The sequence below is a fragment of the Tsukamurella pseudospumae genome (assembly GCF_001575205.1).
Lineage (GTDB): Bacteria > Actinomycetota > Actinomycetes > Mycobacteriales > Mycobacteriaceae > Tsukamurella > Tsukamurella pseudospumae.
In genome coordinates this window covers 313558-332924 of record NZ_LSRE01000001.1, presented here as the reverse complement: position 1 = coordinate 332924, position 19367 = coordinate 313558, and the positions used below count along the sequence as shown (strand labels likewise).

The 19367-nt window shown below is 71.2% G+C and carries 19 protein-coding genes; 10 read left to right on the top strand and 9 right to left on the bottom strand.

Annotation, left to right across the window (positions count from 1 at the left end; all coding sequences use genetic code 11):
- Positions 1 to 3: 3 nt before the first annotated feature.
- Entirely contained in the window at positions 4 to 2364 is a 2361-nt protein-coding gene (gene treY, locus AXK61_RS01590; RefSeq protein WP_231855372.1) for a malto-oligosyltrehalose synthase, read from the bottom strand.
- A gap of 33 nt (positions 2365 to 2397) precedes the next feature.
- Here treY and AXK61_RS01585 point away from each other — a divergent pair, with 33 nt between their 5' ends.
- The 5 genes from AXK61_RS01585 to bsaP all read left to right on the top strand — a co-directional run bounded on the left by AXK61_RS01585 (position 2398) and on the right by bsaP (position 6851).
- Positions 2398 to 3669 carry an adenosylmethionine--8-amino-7-oxononanoate transaminase gene (locus AXK61_RS01585; protein WP_068569421.1) on the top strand — a complete coding sequence of 424 codons (1272 nt, stop codon included), beginning with the start codon at positions 2398 to 2400 and terminating at the stop codon, positions 3667 to 3669.
- Between the two features lie 4 nt (positions 3670 to 3673).
- Entirely contained in the window at positions 3674 to 4807 is a 1134-nt protein-coding gene (locus AXK61_RS01580) for an 8-amino-7-oxononanoate synthase (RefSeq protein WP_068743425.1), read from the top strand.
- Positions 4804 to 5514 (top strand): dethiobiotin synthase, encoded by a 711-nt coding sequence (gene bioD, locus AXK61_RS01575; RefSeq protein WP_068743423.1) that lies wholly within the window; start codon positions 4804 to 4806, stop codon positions 5512 to 5514. Before AXK61_RS01580 ends, bioD begins: the two co-directional genes overlap by 4 nt.
- A 114-nt stretch (positions 5515 to 5628) precedes the next feature.
- Positions 5629 to 6636 carry a biotin synthase BioB gene (gene bioB, locus AXK61_RS01570; RefSeq protein ID WP_068569921.1) on the top strand — a complete coding sequence of 336 codons (1008 nt, stop codon included), beginning with the start codon at positions 5629 to 5631 and terminating at the stop codon, positions 6634 to 6636.
- Between the two features lie 23 nt (positions 6637 to 6659).
- Positions 6660 to 6851: a biotin synthase auxiliary protein BsaP gene (bsaP, locus tag AXK61_RS01565; RefSeq protein WP_068569920.1), complete on the top strand. Its 192-nt coding sequence runs from the start codon at positions 6660 to 6662 to the stop codon at positions 6849 to 6851.
- Positions 6852 to 7440: 589 nt separating this feature from the next.
- On the opposite strand, the gene AXK61_RS01555 is transcribed toward bsaP, so the two are convergent.
- From AXK61_RS01555 to AXK61_RS01540, 4 genes are all read right to left on the bottom strand, one after another.
- A complete protein-coding gene (locus AXK61_RS01555) occupies positions 7441 to 8094 on the bottom strand; it encodes an FMN reductase (protein ID WP_068743419.1) in 654 nt (217 codons plus the stop codon).
- Positions 8095 to 8096: 2 nt separating this feature from the next.
- Positions 8097 to 9230: an LLM class flavin-dependent oxidoreductase gene (locus AXK61_RS01550; protein ID WP_068743417.1), complete on the bottom strand. Its 1134-nt coding sequence runs from the start codon at positions 9228 to 9230 to the stop codon at positions 8097 to 8099.
- Between the two features lie 81 nt (positions 9231 to 9311).
- Positions 9312 to 10013 (bottom strand): hypothetical protein, encoded by a 702-nt coding sequence (locus tag AXK61_RS01545; protein ID WP_068743415.1) that lies wholly within the window; start codon positions 10011 to 10013, stop codon positions 9312 to 9314.
- Positions 10010 to 10987 carry a patatin-like phospholipase family protein gene (locus AXK61_RS01540; protein ID WP_068743414.1) on the bottom strand — a complete coding sequence of 326 codons (978 nt, stop codon included), beginning with the start codon at positions 10985 to 10987 and terminating at the stop codon, positions 10010 to 10012. Before AXK61_RS01540 ends, AXK61_RS01545 begins: the two co-directional genes overlap by 4 nt.
- Positions 10988 to 11119: 132 nt before the next feature.
- Here AXK61_RS01540 and AXK61_RS01535 point away from each other — a divergent pair, with 132 nt between their 5' ends.
- Positions 11120 to 12061 (top strand): acyl-ACP desaturase, encoded by a 942-nt coding sequence (locus AXK61_RS01535; RefSeq protein ID WP_068569922.1) that lies wholly within the window; start codon positions 11120 to 11122, stop codon positions 12059 to 12061.
- 42 nt (positions 12062 to 12103) lie between these two features.
- On the opposite strand, the gene AXK61_RS01530 is transcribed toward AXK61_RS01535, so the two are convergent.
- Complete coding sequence (locus tag AXK61_RS01530; protein WP_068569428.1) at positions 12104 to 12829, bottom strand: NUDIX hydrolase; 726 nt, start codon at positions 12827 to 12829, stop codon at positions 12104 to 12106.
- Between the two features lie 49 nt (positions 12830 to 12878).
- On the opposite strand from AXK61_RS01530, the gene nadA reads away from it, so the two are divergent.
- The 4 genes from nadA to AXK61_RS01510 are packed head-to-tail and all read left to right on the top strand — an operon-like array spanning position 12879 to position 17364.
- Positions 12879 to 13931: a quinolinate synthase NadA gene (nadA, locus tag AXK61_RS01525; protein WP_068569429.1), complete on the top strand. Its 1053-nt coding sequence runs from the start codon at positions 12879 to 12881 to the stop codon at positions 13929 to 13931.
- Positions 13928 to 15415 (top strand): L-aspartate oxidase, encoded by a 1488-nt coding sequence (nadB, locus tag AXK61_RS01520; protein WP_068743412.1) that lies wholly within the window; start codon positions 13928 to 13930, stop codon positions 15413 to 15415. The genes nadA and nadB overlap by 4 nt, the downstream gene beginning before the upstream one ends.
- Positions 15412 to 16275 carry a carboxylating nicotinate-nucleotide diphosphorylase gene (gene nadC, locus AXK61_RS01515; protein WP_068569431.1) on the top strand — a complete coding sequence of 288 codons (864 nt, stop codon included), beginning with the start codon at positions 15412 to 15414 and terminating at the stop codon, positions 16273 to 16275. Before nadB ends, nadC begins: the two co-directional genes overlap by 4 nt.
- A 39-nt stretch (positions 16276 to 16314) precedes the next feature.
- Positions 16315 to 17364, top strand: a complete 1050-nt coding sequence (locus AXK61_RS01510; RefSeq protein ID WP_082777750.1) for an NAD(P)-dependent alcohol dehydrogenase — start codon at positions 16315 to 16317, stop codon at positions 17362 to 17364.
- A 342-nt stretch (positions 17365 to 17706) separates the two neighbouring features.
- Here the strand turns inward: AXK61_RS01510 and AXK61_RS01505 are convergent, their stop codons facing one another.
- From AXK61_RS01505 to AXK61_RS01495, 3 genes are read right to left on the bottom strand one after another with little or no spacing between them, the layout of a single operon-like run.
- Positions 17707 to 18114, bottom strand: a complete 408-nt coding sequence (locus AXK61_RS01505; protein WP_068569433.1) for a VOC family protein — start codon at positions 18112 to 18114, stop codon at positions 17707 to 17709.
- Positions 18115 to 18124: 10 nt separating this feature from the next.
- Positions 18125 to 18586 (bottom strand): helix-turn-helix transcriptional regulator, encoded by a 462-nt coding sequence (locus AXK61_RS01500; protein WP_068569434.1) that lies wholly within the window; start codon positions 18584 to 18586, stop codon positions 18125 to 18127.
- Positions 18552 to 19265, bottom strand: coding sequence for a lysophospholipid acyltransferase family protein (locus AXK61_RS01495; RefSeq protein WP_068743410.1), 714 nt, complete (start codon positions 19263 to 19265; stop codon positions 18552 to 18554). Before AXK61_RS01495 ends, AXK61_RS01500 begins: the two co-directional genes overlap by 35 nt.
- Between the last annotated feature and the right edge of the window lie 102 nt (positions 19266 to 19367).

The window sequence follows — 19367 nt, the reverse complement described above, 5'->3', positions numbered from 1 at the left end:
TTTCTACTCGCGCACCAGCAGGGCGACAGGATGTTCGAGGAGAACCTCGGCGAGTGTCGCCCGACCTGCGAAGACGTTCCCCGTGAGACGATCCGTCCATGCGCCCCCGCCGAGGTCCACGCGTGTGCCGCGCCAGCCCCCGGCGCGGTCGAGGACCAGGGAGCGGCGCGTCGCGAGGGCGGCCACGTCGGACGATCCGCCTTGCGGGCCGCGGTGGAACCCGAGCAGGTGATCGGCACCGGGGCCGTCCGCGCGGAGCGGAGTGTAGGAGCCGCCGACGAAGCTGTCCGGGCGCTCGCGGCGCAGCCGCAGCGCTGCGCGCACCACTGCCCGCTTGGGGTGCGAGTCGTCCCGCAGCGCCGTCCAGTCGACGGGGCGGCGGTTGTCGGGATCCACGAGCGAGTCCTCCCATCGCTCCGTGCCCTGGTAGATGTCGGGCACGCCCGGCCCGGCGAGCTGCAGCAGCTTCTGCGCGAGGGAGTCGGAACGGCCGTGCGGAGCGAGTCCGGCGACCAGCTCCGCCATCTCCGTACCGACCGGACCGCCCAGCACCGCGTCGAGAAACGTGTGACCGGCGGCCTCGAAGGCACCGTCGGGCGAGGTCCAGGAGGTGCCGATCCGGGCCTCCCGCATGGCCTTCTCGGCGTACGCGTGCAGCCGGCCCCGCAGGTCGTCGGTGACCGCGCCGTCGTCGGGCAGGACGCCGAACACCGTCTGGAGCAGGAACAATCCTGTGACCGGATCGGGTGCGGAGGGCAGCTCGGGCAGCCACCGCTCCACCGCCGTCGCCCAGTCGCCGGAGCACTGGCCGAGCACCCCGATCCGGGCCCGGACGTCCTCACCGCGCTTGGTGTCGTGGGTCGAGAGGGTGGTCATCGCCGCGGGCCACTCGACGGCGCGGCGGGACAGGGCCGGGTGGGGATCCTCGGGCCCGAAGTCCGACGGTGCGCCGCCCACCTCCTGCAGGGAGATCAGCCGGGCGGCGCGGTAATAGGAGGTGTCCTCGAGGGACTTCGCCGTGAGCGCCCCGGTGAGCTGGGCGAACCGGTGCGCGCTGTCCCGGCCGAGGGAGCGCGCGGCCGCCACGGCCTCGGTCGCGGTCGCCTGCCCGGGCACGGCCTCGCCGAAGGTCGACCGATAGTGCGCATAGGTTCCCGTGTTCGCGGCGGGGACGTGCAGGACCGGGTAGTCGTCGCGGTAGTAGGGGATCTCGTTCATCCACGCCAGCGCGGCCTCCGCGAGCGCATCGATGGGGACGGACGTACCGGTCTCCTCACGGACCGACCGGGCCAGCCGGAGGAACTCGGGGCGCAGATCGCGGGCGGCGAGCTCGTCTCGGAGTCGGAGGACCGAGCTGGAGTTCCACCGCACGGCACCGTCGTCCCCGGTCCAGCGTGTGTGGAGATCCGTCAGGCCCGGCTCCCCGGCGGGGTCGAGCAGGGCGTGACCGAGCTCGCGGAGCGCGTCGTAGCCCGCCGTTCCGGCGACGGGGAGATCCGGATCGAGCGGCTCGTCCGGCTCGAGGATCTTCTCGACCACGATCCAGGCGTCGGGTCCGACGAGCTCGCGCAGCCGGCGCAGGTAGTCGATCGGATCCGCCAGGCCGTCGGGGTGGTCGACGCGCAAGCCGTCGGCGATCCCGTCCGCGAACCAGGAGCCGATCTCGGCGTGCGTCGCGGCGAACACCTCGGGGTCCTCGACGCGGACGCCGGCAAGGTCGTCGACCGTGAAGAACCGCCGGTAGGAGCGCACCGGGGACCGCCAGGGCACCAGCCGGTAGGGCTGCGCGTAATGCAGTCGCTCCGCGTCGAGGCCGCCCACGTCGCGACCGATCGGGAACGTGCGGTCGTGGTAGCGGAGCACGGGCTCGGGCCCCGTACGGTCGACGGCGAGCGCCGCCGCGTCCTCCTCGGAGGCCAGGACCGGGATCGCGAGCTTGCCCCCGGCCCCGTTGCGCGGGTCCCAGTCGATGTCGAAGACGTGCGCGAACGCGGACATCCGGCCGAGGCGCAGTACATCCCACCACCACGGGTTCTGCTCCGGGCGGCCCACGCCGAGATGATTCGGCACGATGTCGATCACCAGGCCGAGGCCGTCGACGTGCGCCGAGTCCGCGAGCCGCTCGAGGCCCTTGCGGCCGCCCAGCTCGCCGCGCACCGTCGTCGGGTCGACGACGTCGTATCCGTGCATGGAACCGCGCACCGCTTCCAGCACCGGCGACAGGTACAGGTGGGTCACGCCGAGATCCGCCAGGTAGGGCACCTGAGCTGCGGCGTCGTCGAACGTGAAGGCAGGGGAGAGCTGCAGGCGGTAGGTCGAACCCACCCGACGTTCCTTCGGGCCCAACCCGCTCGTGCCGTGCACCCGGCCAGAGTAACGCGGCTATGGTGGCCCGACATGACGCCCGATGAGATCCTCGCCCTGGACGCCCGCACCCTCTGGCACCCGTACAGCGCGGTGGGTGGTACCGGGGCCCGGGTGGTCACCTCGGCGGAGGGCGTGCGCCTGACTCTCGGCGACGGATCGCAGGTCATCGACGGGATGAGCTCTTGGTGGGCCGCGATCCACGGCTACCGCAACCCGGTGCTCGACGCCGCGGCGAAGGCGCAGCTCGACACGATGTCGCACGTCATGTTCGGCGGGCTGACTCATGAGAGCGCCGCGCGGCTGGGCGAGCTCCTGGTCCGGATCACGCCGGACGGTCTGGACCGGGTCTTCCTCGCCGACAGTGGCTCGGTGTCGATCGAGGTCGCCGTGAAGACCGCGCTGCAGTACTGGCGCGCCCGGGGGATCAGTGGCCGGAACCGGCTGCTGACCTGGCGCGGCGGCTACCACGGCGACACCTTCACGCCGATGAGCGTGTGCGACCCCGACGGTGGCATGCACTCCCTGTGGTCGGACGTCCTGGCGACGCAGGTCTTCGCGCCGGCGCCGCCCGCGGAGTACGACGAGGACTATGTCGCCGAGCTGGATCGCCTCGTCGGCGAACACGCCCACGAGCTCGCGGCCGTCATCATCGAGCCGGTCGTCCAGGGCGCGGGCGGCATGCGCTTCCACCCGCCCGCGTACGTCGCGGCCCTGCGCGACATCACGGCCCGGCACGGGGTGCTGCTGATCTGCGACGAGATCGCGACCGGATTCGGGCGCACCGGGACGCTGTTCGCGTGCGACGCCGCCGGAGTCACACCGGACATCCTCTGCGTCGGCAAGGCCCTGACCGGGGGATACCTCACGCTGGCCGCGATGCTCTGCACCGACGAGGTCGCGCTGACCATCTCGAACTCCGACCAGGGTGCGCTCATGCACGGACCGACGTTCATGGCGAACCCGCTCGCCTGCGCGATCGCCGTGGCCAGTACGGAACTGCTGCTGTCGCAGAACTGGGCGGCGCGGGTGGGTGCCATCGAGCGGGGACTGCGGGACGGGCTGGCGCCGCTGCGCGCAATGCCCGGCGTCGTCGACGTGCGCGTGTTGGGCGCCATCGGCGTGGTGCAGCTCGACCGGCCGGTCGACATGACCGTCGCCACTGAGGCGACCGTCGCCGCCGGGGTCTGGCTGCGACCCTTCCGCGACCTCGTCTACACGATGCCGCCGTTCATCAGCACGCCCGCGGATGTGGCCGCGATCTGCGGAGGGGTCTCGGCCGCGGTCCGCGCGGCGCTACAGTGATCGGGTGAACGGTGTTCAAGTAGATGCGCTGGGGTGGCTCGACGGCTACGCCGCGGACCGCGCCGAGGCCGGCCTGCGTCGCACGCTGACGGCGCGCCGCCCCGACGAACCCGGGCTCGACCTCGCGTCGAACGATTACCTGGGCCTGAGTCGGCACCCGCGCGTGCTCGCGGCCGCCGCCGACGCCCTGCGCGTCTGGGGAGCCGGCGCCACCGGATCGAGGCTGGTCACCGGCACCACCGAACTGCACGAGTCCTTCGAGCGCGGCCTCGCGGAATTCCTGGGCGCGGAGGCGGCGCTGTGCTTCTCGTCGGGATATCTCGCGAACCTCGGTGTCGTGACCGCGCTCGCGGGCCGCGGTGCCCTGGTCGTCTCTGACGGCGGCTCGCACGCCTCGCTCGTCGACGCCTGCCGCCTCTCCCGCGCGCGCATCGTCGTCACCCCGCGAGGAGACGTGAACGCCGTTCGGGAGGCCCTCGCCGCGCGCACCGAGGTCCGCGCGCTCGTCCTCACCGACTCGGTCTACAGCGCGGACGGCATGCTCGCCCCCGTCGCGGGCCTCTACGCCGCCGCCCGCGCGCACGGCGCGGTCCTCGTCGTCGACGAGGCGCACGGCCTGGGGGTCCGAGGCGACGGCGGGCGCGGTCTCGTCCACGAACTCGGCCTTGCCGGCGCGCCCGACCTCGTCGTCACGGCCACCATGTCCAAGGCCCTCGGCTCCCAGGGGGGCGTCGTCCTCGGACCTCAGAGGGTGCGCGCGCACCTCATCGACGCGGCGCGTCCGTTCATCTTCGACACGGGCCTCGCCCCCGTGGCCGTCGCGGCCGCGGCCGCCGCCCTCGCCGAACTGCGGGCCGACCCCGCGCTCGCGAACCGAGTCCTCGACCGCGCCCGCGCCGTGGCCTCCGGCATCGGCGCGCCCGAGCCGACATCGGCGGTGGTCTCGCTCGTCCTCGGCGAGCCGGAGCGGGCCGTCGCCGCCCGCGACGCCTGCGCGGCGCAGGGCGTGCACGTCGGTTGCTTCCGGCCCCCGTCGGTGCCAGAAGGGACCTCGCGGCTGCGGATCACCGTCCGCGCCGATCTCACGGACGCCGAGGTCGACGCCGCCGTCGCAGTGATCCGGCGGGCGGTCGCATGATCCTCGGCGTGACCGGCACGTCCACCGGTGTCGGTAAGACGGTGGCCACGGCCGCCCTCGCCGCGGCGCTGCGGACCGCGGGGCCGGTCACCGTCGTCAAGCCCGCCCAGACCGGACTGCCCGACGGTGCCGATCGCGACGCCGACGGTGCGCTGTCGGACGCGGCCGAGGTCGCGCGGCTGGTTCCCGGGGTGGAGACGGTCGAGCACCGGCGGTACCCGGAGCCCCTCGCGCCGCTCACCGCGGCCCGCCGCGCGGGTCTGGCGCCCCTGGGCCTCGACGAGGCGGCCGAGATCGTGCGGCGTGTGGAGGGGACGGTCCTCGTGGAGGGGGCCGGCGGCGTCCTGGTGCGCCTCGGCCTCGACGGAACTCGAACACCGTTCACACTCATCGACCTGGCCCGGGAACTCGGCGCGGCGGTCGTGGTGGTGGCCGATCCCGCCCTCGGCACGCTCAACCACACCGAGCTCACCGTCCGGGCGCTGGAGGCCGGCGGGGTCGCCTGCGCGGGGATCGTGCTCTCCCGCTGGCCCGAGGCCCCGGGCCTGGCGGAACGTTGCAACCTCGTCGACCTTCCCGAGCTCACCGGAGTGCCGATCGTGGGCAGGGTGCCCGACGGTGCCCCCGCGCTCGCGCCGGCGCGGTTCGGTGCGCAGGCCGCGTCGTGGTTCGACCGGGAGTGGCTGGCCGGACTCGCCCGACTGTGACCGACGGCCCTTGAACACCGTTCATGAATTGAACGCTGTACAGTGCTCGGTAACCGCGACGCCACGGTGTCGCACACCACAGCCGACAGCGCACAGCCGACGAGGGAGATCTACATGACCGGGGTCCTGGCCGACATCATCGAGGTCGCACGCGAGCAGGTGCTCGAGCGCGGCGAGGGACTGAGCCAGGAGCAGGTCCTGGCCGTGCTGCAGTTGCCCGACGAGAAGCTCGACGAGGTCCTCCAGCTCGCCCACGAGGTGCGCATGAAGTGGTGCGGCCCCGAGGTCGAGGTCGAGGGCATCATCAGCCTCAAGACCGGTGGCTGCCCCGAGGACTGTCATTTCTGCAGCCAGTCGGGCCTGTTCGAGTCGCCCGTGCGCTCGGCGTGGATCGACATCCCGTCGCTGGTCGAGGCCGCCAAGCAGACCGCCAAGACCGGCGCGACGGAGTTCTGCATCGTCGCCGCCGTCCGAGGCCCGGACAAGCGCCTGATGAGCCAGGTGGCCGCCGGCATCGAGGCCATCCGCAACGAGGTCGACATCCAGATCGCGTGCAGCCTCGGCATGCTCACCCAGGAGCAGGTCGACGAGCTCAAGGCGATGGGCGTGCACCGCTACAACCACAACCTGGAGACCTCGCGCTCGCACTTCCCGAAGGTCGTGACCACCCACTCGTGGGAGGAGCGCTGGGGCACCCTGCAGATGGTGCGCGAGGCCGGCATGGAGGTCTGCTGCGGCGGTATCCTGGGTATGGGCGAGACGCTGGAGCAGCGCGCCGAGTTCGCCGCGAACCTGGCCGAGCTCGAGCCCGACGAGGTGCCGCTCAACTTCCTCAACCCGCGCCCCGGCACCCCCTTCGGCGACCTGGACGTGCTCGAGCCGAACGAGGCGCTCCGGTCCATCGCCGCGTTCCGGCTGGCGCTGCCGCGCACGATCCTGCGCTTCGCCGGCGGCCGCGAGATCACCCTCGGTGACCTGGGCGCCGAGAAGGGCATCCTCGGCGGGATCAACGCCGTCATCGTCGGCAACTACCTCACCACTCTGGGTCGGCCCGCTGAGACCGATCTCGACCTGCTCGGCGAGCTGAAGATGCCGATCAAGGCCCTGAACGAGACGCTGTGACGGTCGTGGCCGACAAGGAGCCGGTGTACAACGAGTTCACCGGCAAGCCGCTCGCCGAGGGGGCGCCCGTCTTCGCGGCGGCGCTCCTCGGCCTCGAGCCGCCGCGCTACTGCGCCTACTGTGCGCGCCGGATGATCGTGCAGGTCAGCCCCGACGGCTGGACCGCCCGCTGCTCCCGGCACGGCGAGCTGGACTCGAAGAGCCGCGAGCGCTGACGCCGGCCGCACAGGAACGGTCGATACGCTTACCCTGATGGCTATTCGAACCGCGCCCAGCGCGACCTCCCACGTCGTGGTGCCGATCGTGGTCGGTGCGGTCCTCGGGGCCGCCGCCGCCCTCGTCTGGGGAACGACGGTGCCGGGCGTGCGCGGGGTGGTGCTCTCGTCCGGGCAGACCGTGCTGCGCACGGACTACCTGGACAATTTCTTCGTCGCGACGGCCGCGTTCGCGGCGGTGTCGACGGTCGGCGGGCTGCTGACCGGTGCGGCGCTGTTCCGCGGCGCGCGCCGAACGCCGCGCGGTGTCGGGATCACGCTCGGTGCGGCGGTGATCGGCGTGGTGGTCGCCGTCCTCCTCGGCCAGGCGGTGGTGAACGCCCGGTTCACTGGACCGGTCGCCGCCGGCTCGGACTTCACCGCAGCCCCGTCGATCCGCCTCGACGGTGCCAATCTTCTCGCCCCGGCCGATCACTCCGGCGGCACGATCGCGGACCTCGCGTCGTGGGTGCTGGTCATGGTGTGGCCGGGCGTCGCAGCCCTGTGGTGCATGGTGATCGCTCTGTTCGGCCGGTTGGCGGACGACCGTCTAGCCGGTGTGCCCGCGGAGCAGGTCGGCGAAGTCGGTGACGGGGCCGAGGTCGGTGCCCTTCCCGGAGCGCCGTGGGGCGCCCAGGTCCGACGGTCCGCCGAAGCCGGCCACGGCACCGTCGGACGTGATCAGGGCGCCGGCGAGCTCACCCCCGGCCCGTGAGATCCGGGCCGCGAGCTCGGACGAGCCGAAGTCCTCGGTGGCGGCGAACACGCCGGTCGGGAGGGTCCGGGCGCGCAAGTAGCCGAACAGCGGCCGGAGCGCGTGGTCCAGCACCAACGAGTGTCGCGGCGTGCCGGCGGTGGCGGCGATGAGCACGGGCACCCCGGTCAGTGAATTCGGGTCGAGCGCGTCGAAGAACATCTTGAACAGCCCGCTGTAGCTGGCGGTGAACACCGGCGAGACGGCGATGACGCCGTCGGCCGCAGCGAGCGCATCCTGCGCCGCGGTCAGTGCGGGGGTGGGAACGCCCGTGGTCATCACCGTCGCGAGGTCGCGCGCGAGCTCCCGGACCTCGATGACGGTGACCTCCAGCGCCTCACCCCGGGCCGAGACCCCGGCCAGGACGGCATCCGCCAGCTGGTCCGCGAGCAGTCGGGTGGACGACGGCTCGGACACGCCGGCCGTGACGACGACGAGGGAACGCGACATCGTCAGGCCTCCTGTCCGGCGAGCAGGGCGGCGGACGGCACCACGTCGTGATGCGGCGAGTCGGGACCGGCCGCGACCAGCGACTCGTGCGTCGGCGGATTCGAGGGGACGTGGGCGGGGCGGCGCAGCTCGAACTCCTTGCGCAGCACGGGAACCACCTGGGTGCCGAGGATCTCGACCTGCTCGAGCGCCTGCTCGAGCGGCAGGCCGGCGTGGTCGACGAGGAACAGCTGGCGCTGGTAATCGCCCGCGTAGGCGGCGAAGCCGAGCGTCTTCTCGATCACCTGCTCGGGGGTGCCGACGGTGAGCGGGGTCATCTTCTCGAAGTCCTCCAACGACGGGCCGTGGCCGTAGACGGGCGCGTTGTCGAAGTAGGGGCGGAACCGGCGCTTGGCCTCGGCCTCGGTCCCGGCCATGAAGACCTGACCGCCGAGCCCGACGATCGCCTGGTCCGCGGAGCCGTGTCCGTAGTGCTCGAAGCGCTGCCGGTACAGGCGCACCATCTGCTCGGTGTGTTCCTTGTTCCAGAAGATGTTGTTGTGGAAGAAGCCGTCGCCGTAGAAGGCGGCCTGCTCGGCGATCTCGGGCGAGCGGATCGAGCCGTGCCACACGAACGGCGGCGTGCCGTCCAGCGGCGCCGGCGTCGAGGTGTAGCTCTGCAGGGGCGTGCGGAATTCGCCCTCCCAGTCGACGACGCTCTCGCGCCACAGGCGGCGCAGCAGGTGGTAGTTCTCGATGGCCAGCGGGATGCCCTGGCGGATGTCCTTGCCGAACCACGGGTAGACGGGGCCGGTGTTGCCGCGGCCGAGCGTGAGATCGACCCGCCCGTTCGCGAGGTGCTGCAGCATCGCGTAGTCCTCGGCGATCTTCACCGGGTCGTTGGTGGTGATCAGCGTGGTGGCCGTGGAGAGGCGCAGCTTCTCGGTGCGGGCGGCGATCCAGCCGAGCATCGTGGTGGGGGAACTGGGCACGAAGGGCGGGTTGTGGTGCTCGCCCGTCGCGAAGACGTCGAGGCCCACTTCCTCGGCCTTGATCGCGATCTTCGTCATCATCTCGATGCGGTCGTGCTCGCTGATGGTGGTGCCGGTGGTCGGGTCCGCGGTGACGTCGCCGACGCTGAAGATTCCGAACTGCATGTCGATCCTTCCCGTTCGGGCCTCCATCGGGCCCATCGAGAACTGTAACGGACCGTGGTCCGATTGTGTTCCCGAGGGTGATCAGCGCCGTTCGAGCACGTCGGCAGTGGTGAGGACGCGCACCTGCCGGTCCGGTTCGGTGAGCACCGTCAGGAATCCCGGCTCCGCCTTGAGGACGTAGCCGTGCACGGTCCCCGTCTTCGTCACGACGTCCTCGAGCGGCACCCACGGCGTCTCGACGAGGCCGGCGATCGCGAGCAGGCCGATCCCCGCGATCAGAGTGGCGCGCCGGAACACGAACTCCGTGAACCGGCGGAGCACGCCGTGCCGCCAGAACAGCCGCATCGCGACGACGAGGAGCCCGACGACCACGGCGCTGATCGGCACCCAGACGTACCGATAGGTCGCCGACAGGGCGACCGCGGCGGCGATCAGCAGCGCGAGCGTGAGGCTGGTGCCTACGACACCCGTGCGAGTGCCGCGGATCGGCCACACCAGTTTGAGCAGCGTGATCGGCAGCAGTAGGGCCACGAGAGCTCCCGTGAACGCCGCGTCCCCCATCAGAGTCCCGAAGAACATGGTCAGCGCGTCGTTGACGTCGGTCACCGCCATGATCGCCGTCGCGGTGTTCCAGTCCCAGTCCGCCACGGCCAGCAGTCGCAGCAGGAGGAACAGGACGGCCGCGCCGGCGCCGATGCTCAGGCCGCGTGCGACGTCGCCGGTCTCGTCGGCGGCGATCTCGGCGGACGACTCCTCCGACGGGCCCTCGGACGTGCTGGTCATGGCGCTCCCGGCTCGGGTGTCTGGGTCGTCAGGAATTCTCGCGCAGCGCGCCGTCCGGCGTCGAGCAGCCCCTCACGCGCCGCGGTGTCGAGATCGAAGTCGAGGCTCCCGACGGCGCCGGTGTCGATGTAGACGGTGCGGTTGGTGATCCCCTCGTCGGCGAGGCGGTACCGGTTCGAGTCCTGGTCCAGCGCGGTGCGCAGACACCCGACGGCGAGCTGCAGCGGACCGTCGAGTGGCGCGTCCGGTGCGTGCACGCTCGGACGCGCCGACAGCTTCATGCCCCACGTGGGCCAGCGCTCGACGCGTCCGTCGGACCTGTCGAACATCCGCACAGGGAAGGCGGAGAGGAGTGCGCCGTCGACCCAGGTCACCGCGCCCCGGTCGGTGTTCACCCGCACCGGCCGGAAGTAGAAGGGCACCGACATCGAGGCGCGCACGGCCGCGGCGACCGATTGTTCGTCGGCCCGTAGGCCGTACTGGTCGTAGTCCCAGGGCAGCCGGACCAGAACCCGCCGACTGACGTCCGAGACGTTCACGACCAGCGAGTAGCGCTGGTAATCCGCCAGGCCGCACCCCGGGTCGTCGACGATCCGCAGGTCCTCGAAGGTGCGCACGCCCGCATCGGCGAGGAGGGGCGTGAGCCAATCGAGGAGGTGGTCACCCGAATGCATCCCGTCGTGCAGGAGGACTGCCGCACCGTCGCCGAGCGGGCCGAACGCGCGCTGCGCGCGGGACTCGTCCGCGAACCTCCGGTAGTCGACTTCGTGCATCGCGTCCACGAGATCCTCGATCGGGCGGCCGGCGCGCTGGTACGCGGCGACGAGCGCTCCGACCACCGCACCGCAGCTGGTGCCACCGATCCGCGGGAACCGGTAGCCGGCGGCGGACAGCTCCGTGATGGCGCCGAGCAGCGCGATGCCGCGGATCCCGCCGCCTTCCAGGACCAGATCGACATTGCGCGGGTGACCCATGTGGCCACGGTAGCCCGCGTGACGGAGCGGCGGTGGTCGTCGTTTTTGTACCGCAAGTTCGGCTGCACCGTCGCCCCGTGGCGTCCTACCATCGGATCGTCCGGAACGACGGAGGCGCTGACCATGTCGACGATGACCGACCTGCAACTGCTGACCGAACTCGAGCCCGTGGTGGAGGACAACATCAATCGTCACCTCCGCGTGGCGAAGCCGTGGAGCCCGCACGACTACGTGCCGTTCGGAGACGGCCGGAACTTCGCCGCGCTCGGAGGGGAGGACTGGGAGCCGGGGCAGTCGCCGCTCTCCGAGGTCGCACGCGTCGCGATGATCACCAACCTCCTCACCGAGGACAACCTCCCGTCGTACCACCGCACGATCGCCGACAACTTCTCCCTCGACGGTGCCTGGGGCACCTGGGTGGGCCGCTGGACCGCGGAGGAGAACCGGCACAGCATCGCGATGCGCGACTACCTCCTGGTGACCCGCTCCGTCGACCCGGTCAAGCTCGAGCGTGACCGGATGACGCACCTGGAGCTCGGGGTGGAGGCCCCGGAGCAGTACGGAGGCGTCCTCGACCAGGTCGTGTACGTGACCATCCAGGAACTCGCGACGCGGGTCAGTCACCGTCAGACCGCCCGCGTGTGCGACGAGCCGGTCGCGGACGCGCTGCTCAAGCGCATCGCCACCGACGAGAACCTGCACATGGTCTTCTACCGGAACCTCACGGCCGCGGCGCTCGACATCGCGCCCGATCAGGTGCTGAAGTCCATCGTCAAGGTGACCACCAACTTCGTCATGCCCGGCGAGGGCAAGCCGGACTTCCGCCGCAACGGCGTGCTCATGGTCAAACACGGCATCTACGATCTGCGGCAGCACCTCGACGATGTGCTCAAACCCATCTTCACGATCTGGGGGCTGTTCGACCGGACCGATGTCTCGGCCGCGGGCGAGCAGTACCGCGACGAGCTGGGCCGCTACCTGGAGAAACTCGAGGCCGACGTGGTGCGGTTCGAGGAGAGTCGCGCCCGTGCCGTGGAGCGGGAACGGGCCCGGGCCGCCCGGAAGTCCGCCTGATCTCCGCGGGTCCGACGGTGCGCCGCACCCGGCAGGGTGCCGTCAGCCCGGCGGGCGCAGCGTCGCGAACTCGTCGGTGATGCGCAGGTAGGAATCGGTGAACCGGTACAGCGCGGGCGGGCGCCCGCGCGTGGCCTGCCCCGTCTCGCCGGTCGCCGTGATCACCGAGCGTCGCGAGAGGATGCGCAGCAGGTTCGTCGCGTCCACGGGGTAGCCGAGCACGGCGACGTACACATCGCGGAGCTGCGAGACCGGGAACGCGCGCGGCGCCAGTGCGAAGCCGATGTTCGAGTACGACAGGCGCGCCGCGAGGCGCGCGCGGGCGCGGTGCACCATCGCGGCGTGGTCGAAGGCCATCGTGGGGAGGGCCTCGACGGGGTGCCAGGTGGTGTCGTCGGGCAGTCGTGGGTCGGTGCCGGACCGGACGAGGCCGAGGAAGGTGGACGCCAGGGTGCGATCGGCGTCCTCGTTCGCGGGCACGCGATGGGGGTCGGAGAACTCGGCGAACTGCTCGAGGTGGGCGACCTCGGTGAGGTCGACCTTCTCCGCGAGCAGCCGGCGCGCGCTCGTGGGGAGGTCCTCGCGCGGATCGAGCAGGCCGCCGGGGAGCGACCAGGCGCCCTGGTCCGGGGCCATCGCGCGCTGCCACAGCAGGACCTCGAGGACGCCCGATGGTCCCGCCGGCCCCGACGAGGGAGTGACCCGGAACACAGCGGAGAGGACCTCGTGCGCGACCCGGTGCGGGGGAGCGGTGCTAGCATCGGCCATATATCGATCATAGGTCGATAAATAGTCCGACAGAAAGGGAGGCGCCGCGATGACCACAGCCACGTCCGCCGCCACCGCATTCAGCTCGCCCCTCTACGACCGGATCGTCGAGGGCGGTGGCATGTACACCGGCGTCGACGGCGACCGGGAGTGGGCCGCCGAGGTCAAGCGACTCGCGAAGCTCCGCGATGCCACGATCCTCGCGCACAACTACGAGCTGCCCGCCATTCAGGACGTCGCCGACTTCGTCGGGGACTCGCTCGCGCTCTCGCGCATCGCCGCCGACGTCTCGACCTCGACGATCGTCTTCTGCGGCGTCCACTTCATGGCGGAGACGGCGAAGATCCTCAGCCCGGAGAAGACGGTCCTCATCCCGGACCAGCGCGCCGGCTGCTCGCTCGCCGACTCGATCAAGGCCGTCGAACTGCAGGAGTGGAAGGACGAGCACCCGGGTGCCGTCGTCGTCTCCTACGTCAACACCACCGCCGAGGTGAAGGCGCTCACCGACATCTGCTGCACGTCGTCGAACGCGGTCGAGGTGGTGCAGTCGATCCCCGAGGACACCGAGATCCTGTTCCTGCCGGATCAGTTCCTCGGCGCGCACGTCAAGCGCGTCACGGGCCGGCAGAACATGCACATCTGGGCGGGCGAGTGCCATGTGCACGCGGGCATCAACGGCGACGAGCTCGCCGCGCAGGCCAAGGCCCACCCGGATGCCGACCTCTACGTGCACCCGGAGTGCGGTTGCGCCACCTCCGCGCTGTACCTGGCCGGCGAGGGCGCCGTCCCCGACGACCGGGTCAAGATCCTCTCGACCGGCGGCATGCTCGACGAGGCGCGCGCCACCGGCAAGAAGGAGGTCCTCGTGGCCACCGAGGTCGGCATGCTGCACCAACTGCGCATGGCGGCGCCCGGGGTGGACTTCCGCGCCGTCAACGACCGCGCGTCGTGCAAGTACATGAAGATGATCACGCCGGCCGCGCTTCTGCGGTGCCTGGTCGAGGGCAAGGACGAGGTGTTCGTGGACGCCGCGATGGCCGACGCCGGCCGCAAGGCCGTGACCCGCATGATCGGCATCGGGCAGCCCGGCGGCGGGGAATGACGACCGGGGCCGAGCGGCCCGAAGCTGCCGACCTGCTCGTCGTCGGCGCGGGCGTTGCGGGGCTCACCGCCGCGATCGCGGCGGCCGATGCGGGCCTGACGGTGACGGTGCTGTTCAAGCCCTCGGTGGGCGGCGCACCGTCGACCTCGACGGCGTACGCGCAGGGAGGCATCGCGGTCGTCGACGTGAACGACCCGGAGGACTCCGTCGAGCGGCACGTCGCGGACACCGTCGCGGCGGGCGGCCCGCTCGTGGACGTCGAAGCGGCCCGGTCGATCCTGGCCGACGGTCCGGCAGCGGTGGACCGGCTCATCTCCTGGGGTGCGCAGTTCGACCGCCGCCCCGATGGCACGCTCAAGCGAACCCGCGAGGGTGGGCACTGCCTGTCCCGCATCATCCATGCCGGGGGCGACGCCACCGGTGCGGAGGTCCAGCGCGCCCTGACCGCGGCCGCGAAGACCCGCACGACGCTGACCGCGCGGCCCGGCCAGGCGTACGCCCTGCTCGCGAACGGCGACCGGATCGTCGGCGTGCGCACGCCCGACGGTGACGTCTTCGGCCGGACGGTGCTCCTCGCCACGGGCGGCGCGGGGCACCTGTTCGCCAGCACGACGAATCCGCTCGGTGCGACGGGCGACGGCATCGCGCTCGCGGCCGCCGTCGGCGCGGACGTCCGCGAGCTGGAGTACGTCCAGTTCCATCCGACGATGCTGTACACGCCGGGCGCGCGCGGTCGGCGACCGCTGATCTCGGAGGCCGTCCGCGGCGAGGGCGCGCACCTGCAGGACGCGAACGGCGATGCGGTCATGGCCGGCGTGCATCCGATGGGCGACCTCGCGCCGCGCGACGTCGTGGCCCGCGCCGTCACCGACGCGATGGAACGCACCGGCGCGCCGTGCGTGTACCTCGACGCCACGATGATCCCCGATGTCGCGCAACGTTTCCCGACGGTGACGGAAGCCGTCCGGGCCGCAGGCCTGGACCCGCAGACGGACCTCGTCCCCGTCGTCCCCGGCGCGCACTACCTGTGCGGCGGCGTGGTCACCGATCTCCACGGCGCGACGACCGCGCCGGGCCTGTACGCGGCCGGCGAGGTCGCGCACACCGGCCTGCACGGCGCGAACCGCCTGGCCTCCAACAGCCTGCTCGAGGCACTGGTCATGGGCCTGCGGGTCGCGTCCGCGGCGCAGGTCGCCCCCGCGCTGCCCGACGGTGCCGTGCGCCCGATCTCGCCGTCGACCGCGCGCGCGGAGCGCCCCGAGCTCCAGGACGCCATGACGCGCTTCTGCGGGGTCCGGCGCACCGTCGACGGCCTGGAGGAGCTCGGCGCGCTGCTCGCCGACCCGGGGTTCGTCGTCGACGTGCCCGCGGCCACCCCGCGCGATCACGAGGACGGCGTGCTCGCCACCGTCGCACGACTGATGGCGGCGCAGGCGCTGGCCCGCCAGGAGACCACGACCGAGGCGCTGGAGGCGACCCGATGACGGAACTGACGCTCGAGCCCGACCGCGCCGAGGTGGTGCGGCTCATCCGCACGGCGCTCGACGAGGACCTCCGGTACGGCCCGGACGTGACCAGCGAGGCCACGGTGCCCGACGGTGCCACCACCCTCGCGAAGGTGATCAGCCGGGAGCACGGGGTGCTGGCCGGCGTGCCCGTCGCGGAATGGGTGCTCGACGAGGTGGTCGGCCCCGGCAACTACCGGGTGCCCGCGAAGATCGCCGACGGCACCGTCATCGCGCCCGGCGACGTCGCGATGGCGATCGAGGCACCGACCCGCGCCCTGCTCACCGCCGAGCGCACGATGCTCAACGTGCTGACGCATCTGTCGGGCATCGCGACGGCGACCGCGGCCTGGGTCGAGGAGGTCGACGGCACGGAGACGAAGATCCGCGACAGCCGCAAGACGCTGCCGGGCCTGCGCGCGCTGCAGAAGTACGCGGTCCGCGCCGGCGGGGGAGTCAACCACCGGATGGGGCTCGGCGACGCCGCACTCATCAAGGACAACCACGTGGTCGCGGCCGGTTCGGTGACGGCGGCGGTGGAGGCGGTGCGTCGTCGTGCACCGGGGGTGCCGCTCGAGGTCGAGGTCGACTCGCTCGAGCAGCTCGACGAGGCCTTCGCGCTCGGCGTCGATCTCGTTCTGCTGGACAACATGCCGCTGTGGATGACGCAGTCCGCGGTGCAGCGCCGGAACAAGACGGCCCCGCGGACCAAGCTCGAGTCGTCCGGTGGGCTGCACCTCGACGTGGCGCGGGACTACGCGCGCACCGGCGTCGACTACCTCGCCGTCGGTGCCCTCACGCACTCGGTGAGGGCTCTCGACCTGGGGCTGGACATGTAGCGAGGGTCACGAGGCGGGCGGTACTTCGGAGAGCGCACAATGGGACCCATGATCGTCAACGCATATGGGGCCGTGTCCGCCACCGAACCGCTGGAGCCGATGACCGTCGAGCGGCGCGATCCCGGCCCGCACGACGTCCAGATCGCCGTGCGCTACGCGGGCATCTGTCACAGCGACATCCACACCGTGCGCAGCGAGTGGGGGCCGGCGCGGTACCCCGTGGTGCCGGGACACGAGATCGCCGGTGAGGTCACCGCGGTCGGTTCCGAGGTCACGAAGTTCGCCGTCGGCGACCGCGTGGGCGTCGGCTGTTTCGTCGACTCCTGCCGCGAGTGCGCGGCGTGCCTGCGCGGCGAGGAGCAGTACTGCGAGCGCGGCATGGTCGGCACGTACAACGCCAAGGGCCGGGACGGGCAGCCCACGCAGGGCGGCTACTCGACGGGCATCGTCGTCGACGAGAACTACGTGCTGCGCGTCCCGGAGAGCATCGACTACGCCGCGGCGGCTCCGCTGCTCTGCGCGGGGATCACCTTGTTCAGCCCGCTGCGGCACTGGAAAGTGGGGCCGGGCACCAAGGTCGCGATCATCGGTCTGGGCGGCCTCGGGCACATGGGCGTCAAGCTCGCCGCCGCGATGGGCGCCGAGGTCACGGTGCTCAGCCAGTCGCTGAAGAAGATGGAGGACGGGCTCCGCCTCGGCGCCGCGCACTACTACGCGACGTCCGATCCGGACACCTTCAAGGTGCTGCGCAACACGTTCGACGTCATCATCAACACGGTGTCGGCGAACCTCGACATGCACCAGTACTTCGGCATGCTGGCTGTGGACGGCACCCTGGTCGAGGTCGGCCTGCCCGAGAACCCGGTCCCGGTCAACGTCTTCGACCTGACCCGCAACCGCCGCAGCTTCGCCGGTTCGATGATCGGCGGCATCGCGCAGACCCAGGAGATGCTCGATTTCTGCGCCGAGCACGGCATCGGCTCCGAGATCGAGCTGATCTCCGCGGATCAGATCAATGAGGCCTACGAGCGTGTGATCGCCTCGGACGTGCGGTACCGCTTCGTGATCGACACCGCGACGCTCGGTTAGCGCCGGCCGCGCGGGGCGCACGTGTCGTTCGGAAAGGCTATGCGCGCCACGCATACCCATTGTTTTCCCAGCTCAGGGACGTTTTTCGGAGGCGGGGATATGCATGAGGTGCATACCCCCGCTCAGTTCACATAGCGGCCGCGAAGCGCTCTACGCCACTGGTCGGAGGAGGGGTATGCGTTTCCCGCATACCCCTCCTCTTCGAAAGGCCATCTGACCTGTAATTTCGTGGGTATGCACCGTGTGCATGCCCTTTCGGCATGCACCTGCCCTCTCCGCTGCCAGCATGCGCGGTCCTGGGACGCGAAACCCCGTTGGGGAAGCACTGCATACGCGGTCTCGCTACAGCTGATTGATGCGGATCAGGTTGCCCGCCGGATCGCGGAAGGCGCAGTCCCGCACGCCGTAGTCCTGATCCATCGGCTCTTGCACCACGTCGGCCCCCGCACCGGCGACGCGCTCGAACAGGCCGTCCAGGTCGTCCGTCGAGAGCGTGATCGCCGTGTAGGCGCCTTTGGCGATGATGTCGAGCACGGTGGTCTTCTCGTCCTCGGTCAGGCCGGGGTCCATGGCCGGCGGGTGCAGGAGGATCGAGGTCTGCGGCTGCCCGACCGGTCCGACGGTGAGCCAGCGCATGTCCTGGTAGCCGACGTCCTTGCGGACCTCGAATCCGAGCGTATCGCGGTAGAAGCCGAGCGCGGCCTCCGCATCGGTGTGGGGCAGGTAGGCGAGCGAGATCGTGATGTCCATGCCCCACAGGCTATTGCGGCGCGGCGGGCGGCGCTTCTCGATTCCTGACCGGTCTCATCACCTGCCGCGCGAGGCAGGCGGGGATGCCCTCCGCGGCCGCGCTGTGGTCGCGCTTGTACACGCTCGGCGGCACGCCGACCAACTCGGTGAACCGGGTGCTGAAGGTGCCTAGCGATGAGCTGCCGACCTCGAAACACGCGTCGGTGACGGACATGTCGCCCCGGCGGAGCAGCATCATCGCCCGCTCGATCCGGCGGGTCATCAGGTACGAGTACGGCGATTCGCCGTAGACGCGGCGGAACTCGCGGCTGAGGTGCCCGGCGGACAGGTGCGCGCCCCGCGCGAGCTCCTCAACGTTCAGCGGCTGCGCGAACTCCCGGTCGATCCGGTCCCGTACGCGGCGCAGTACCGCGAGATCGCGGGCGCGCTGCGCGGGGTCAGGACTGCGGGCGCCACTTCTTGGCGTACTCATCGACGTACTCCTGACCCGTCAGCGCCTGGATCTCCTGCATCAGCCGGTCCGTCACGGACCGCTCGAGCGCGTGCCGCTCGTCCGGATCCGACGGGATGTCGTACTCGATCGGCTCGATCGGCTTGGCGATCTTCACCTGCACGCGCTCCGCGTGCCAGCTGAAGGGGCCGGGCGGGGAGACCTTGTCGGTGCCGACGACGCCGACGGGGATGATCGGCACGTTCGCTTCGAACGCGATCCGCACGAGGCCGGTGCGGCCGCGGTAGAGCCGGCCGTCGGGGGACCGCGTGCCCTCGGGGTACATCCCGACGAGGCGCCCCTCGGCGAGCAGCTTCTTCGCGGTGTTCAGCGCCGCCGTCGCCGCGTCGCCGCCGGTGCGGTCGATCGGCACCTGCCCGGTCTGCGTGTAGAAGAACTTCTGTAGCTTCCCGGAGATGCCGGGCGCGGTGAAGTAGTCGCTCTTGGCGAGGTAGGAGATGCGGCGCGGCACCACCAGGGGCACGAACAGCCAGTCCGCGATCGACAGGTGATTTCCGGCCAGCAGAGCCGGACCGTCGACGGGGATGTTCTCGAGCCCTTCGACGACGGGCCGGTTGATCACGCGGATCGTCGGTCCCACCGAGACGTGCTTGACCAGCCAGTACAGCAGTCCCTGGTCGCCGTGGTTGCTCTCAGCCATGGCCGACAACTTACCGGACAGTCAGGTGGTGCGCGGACCGTCGGTCCCGGCTGTGACGGGCGCCGCAGCGCCCGACGCCCTGGGCGGAAACGGGCTGGCGCG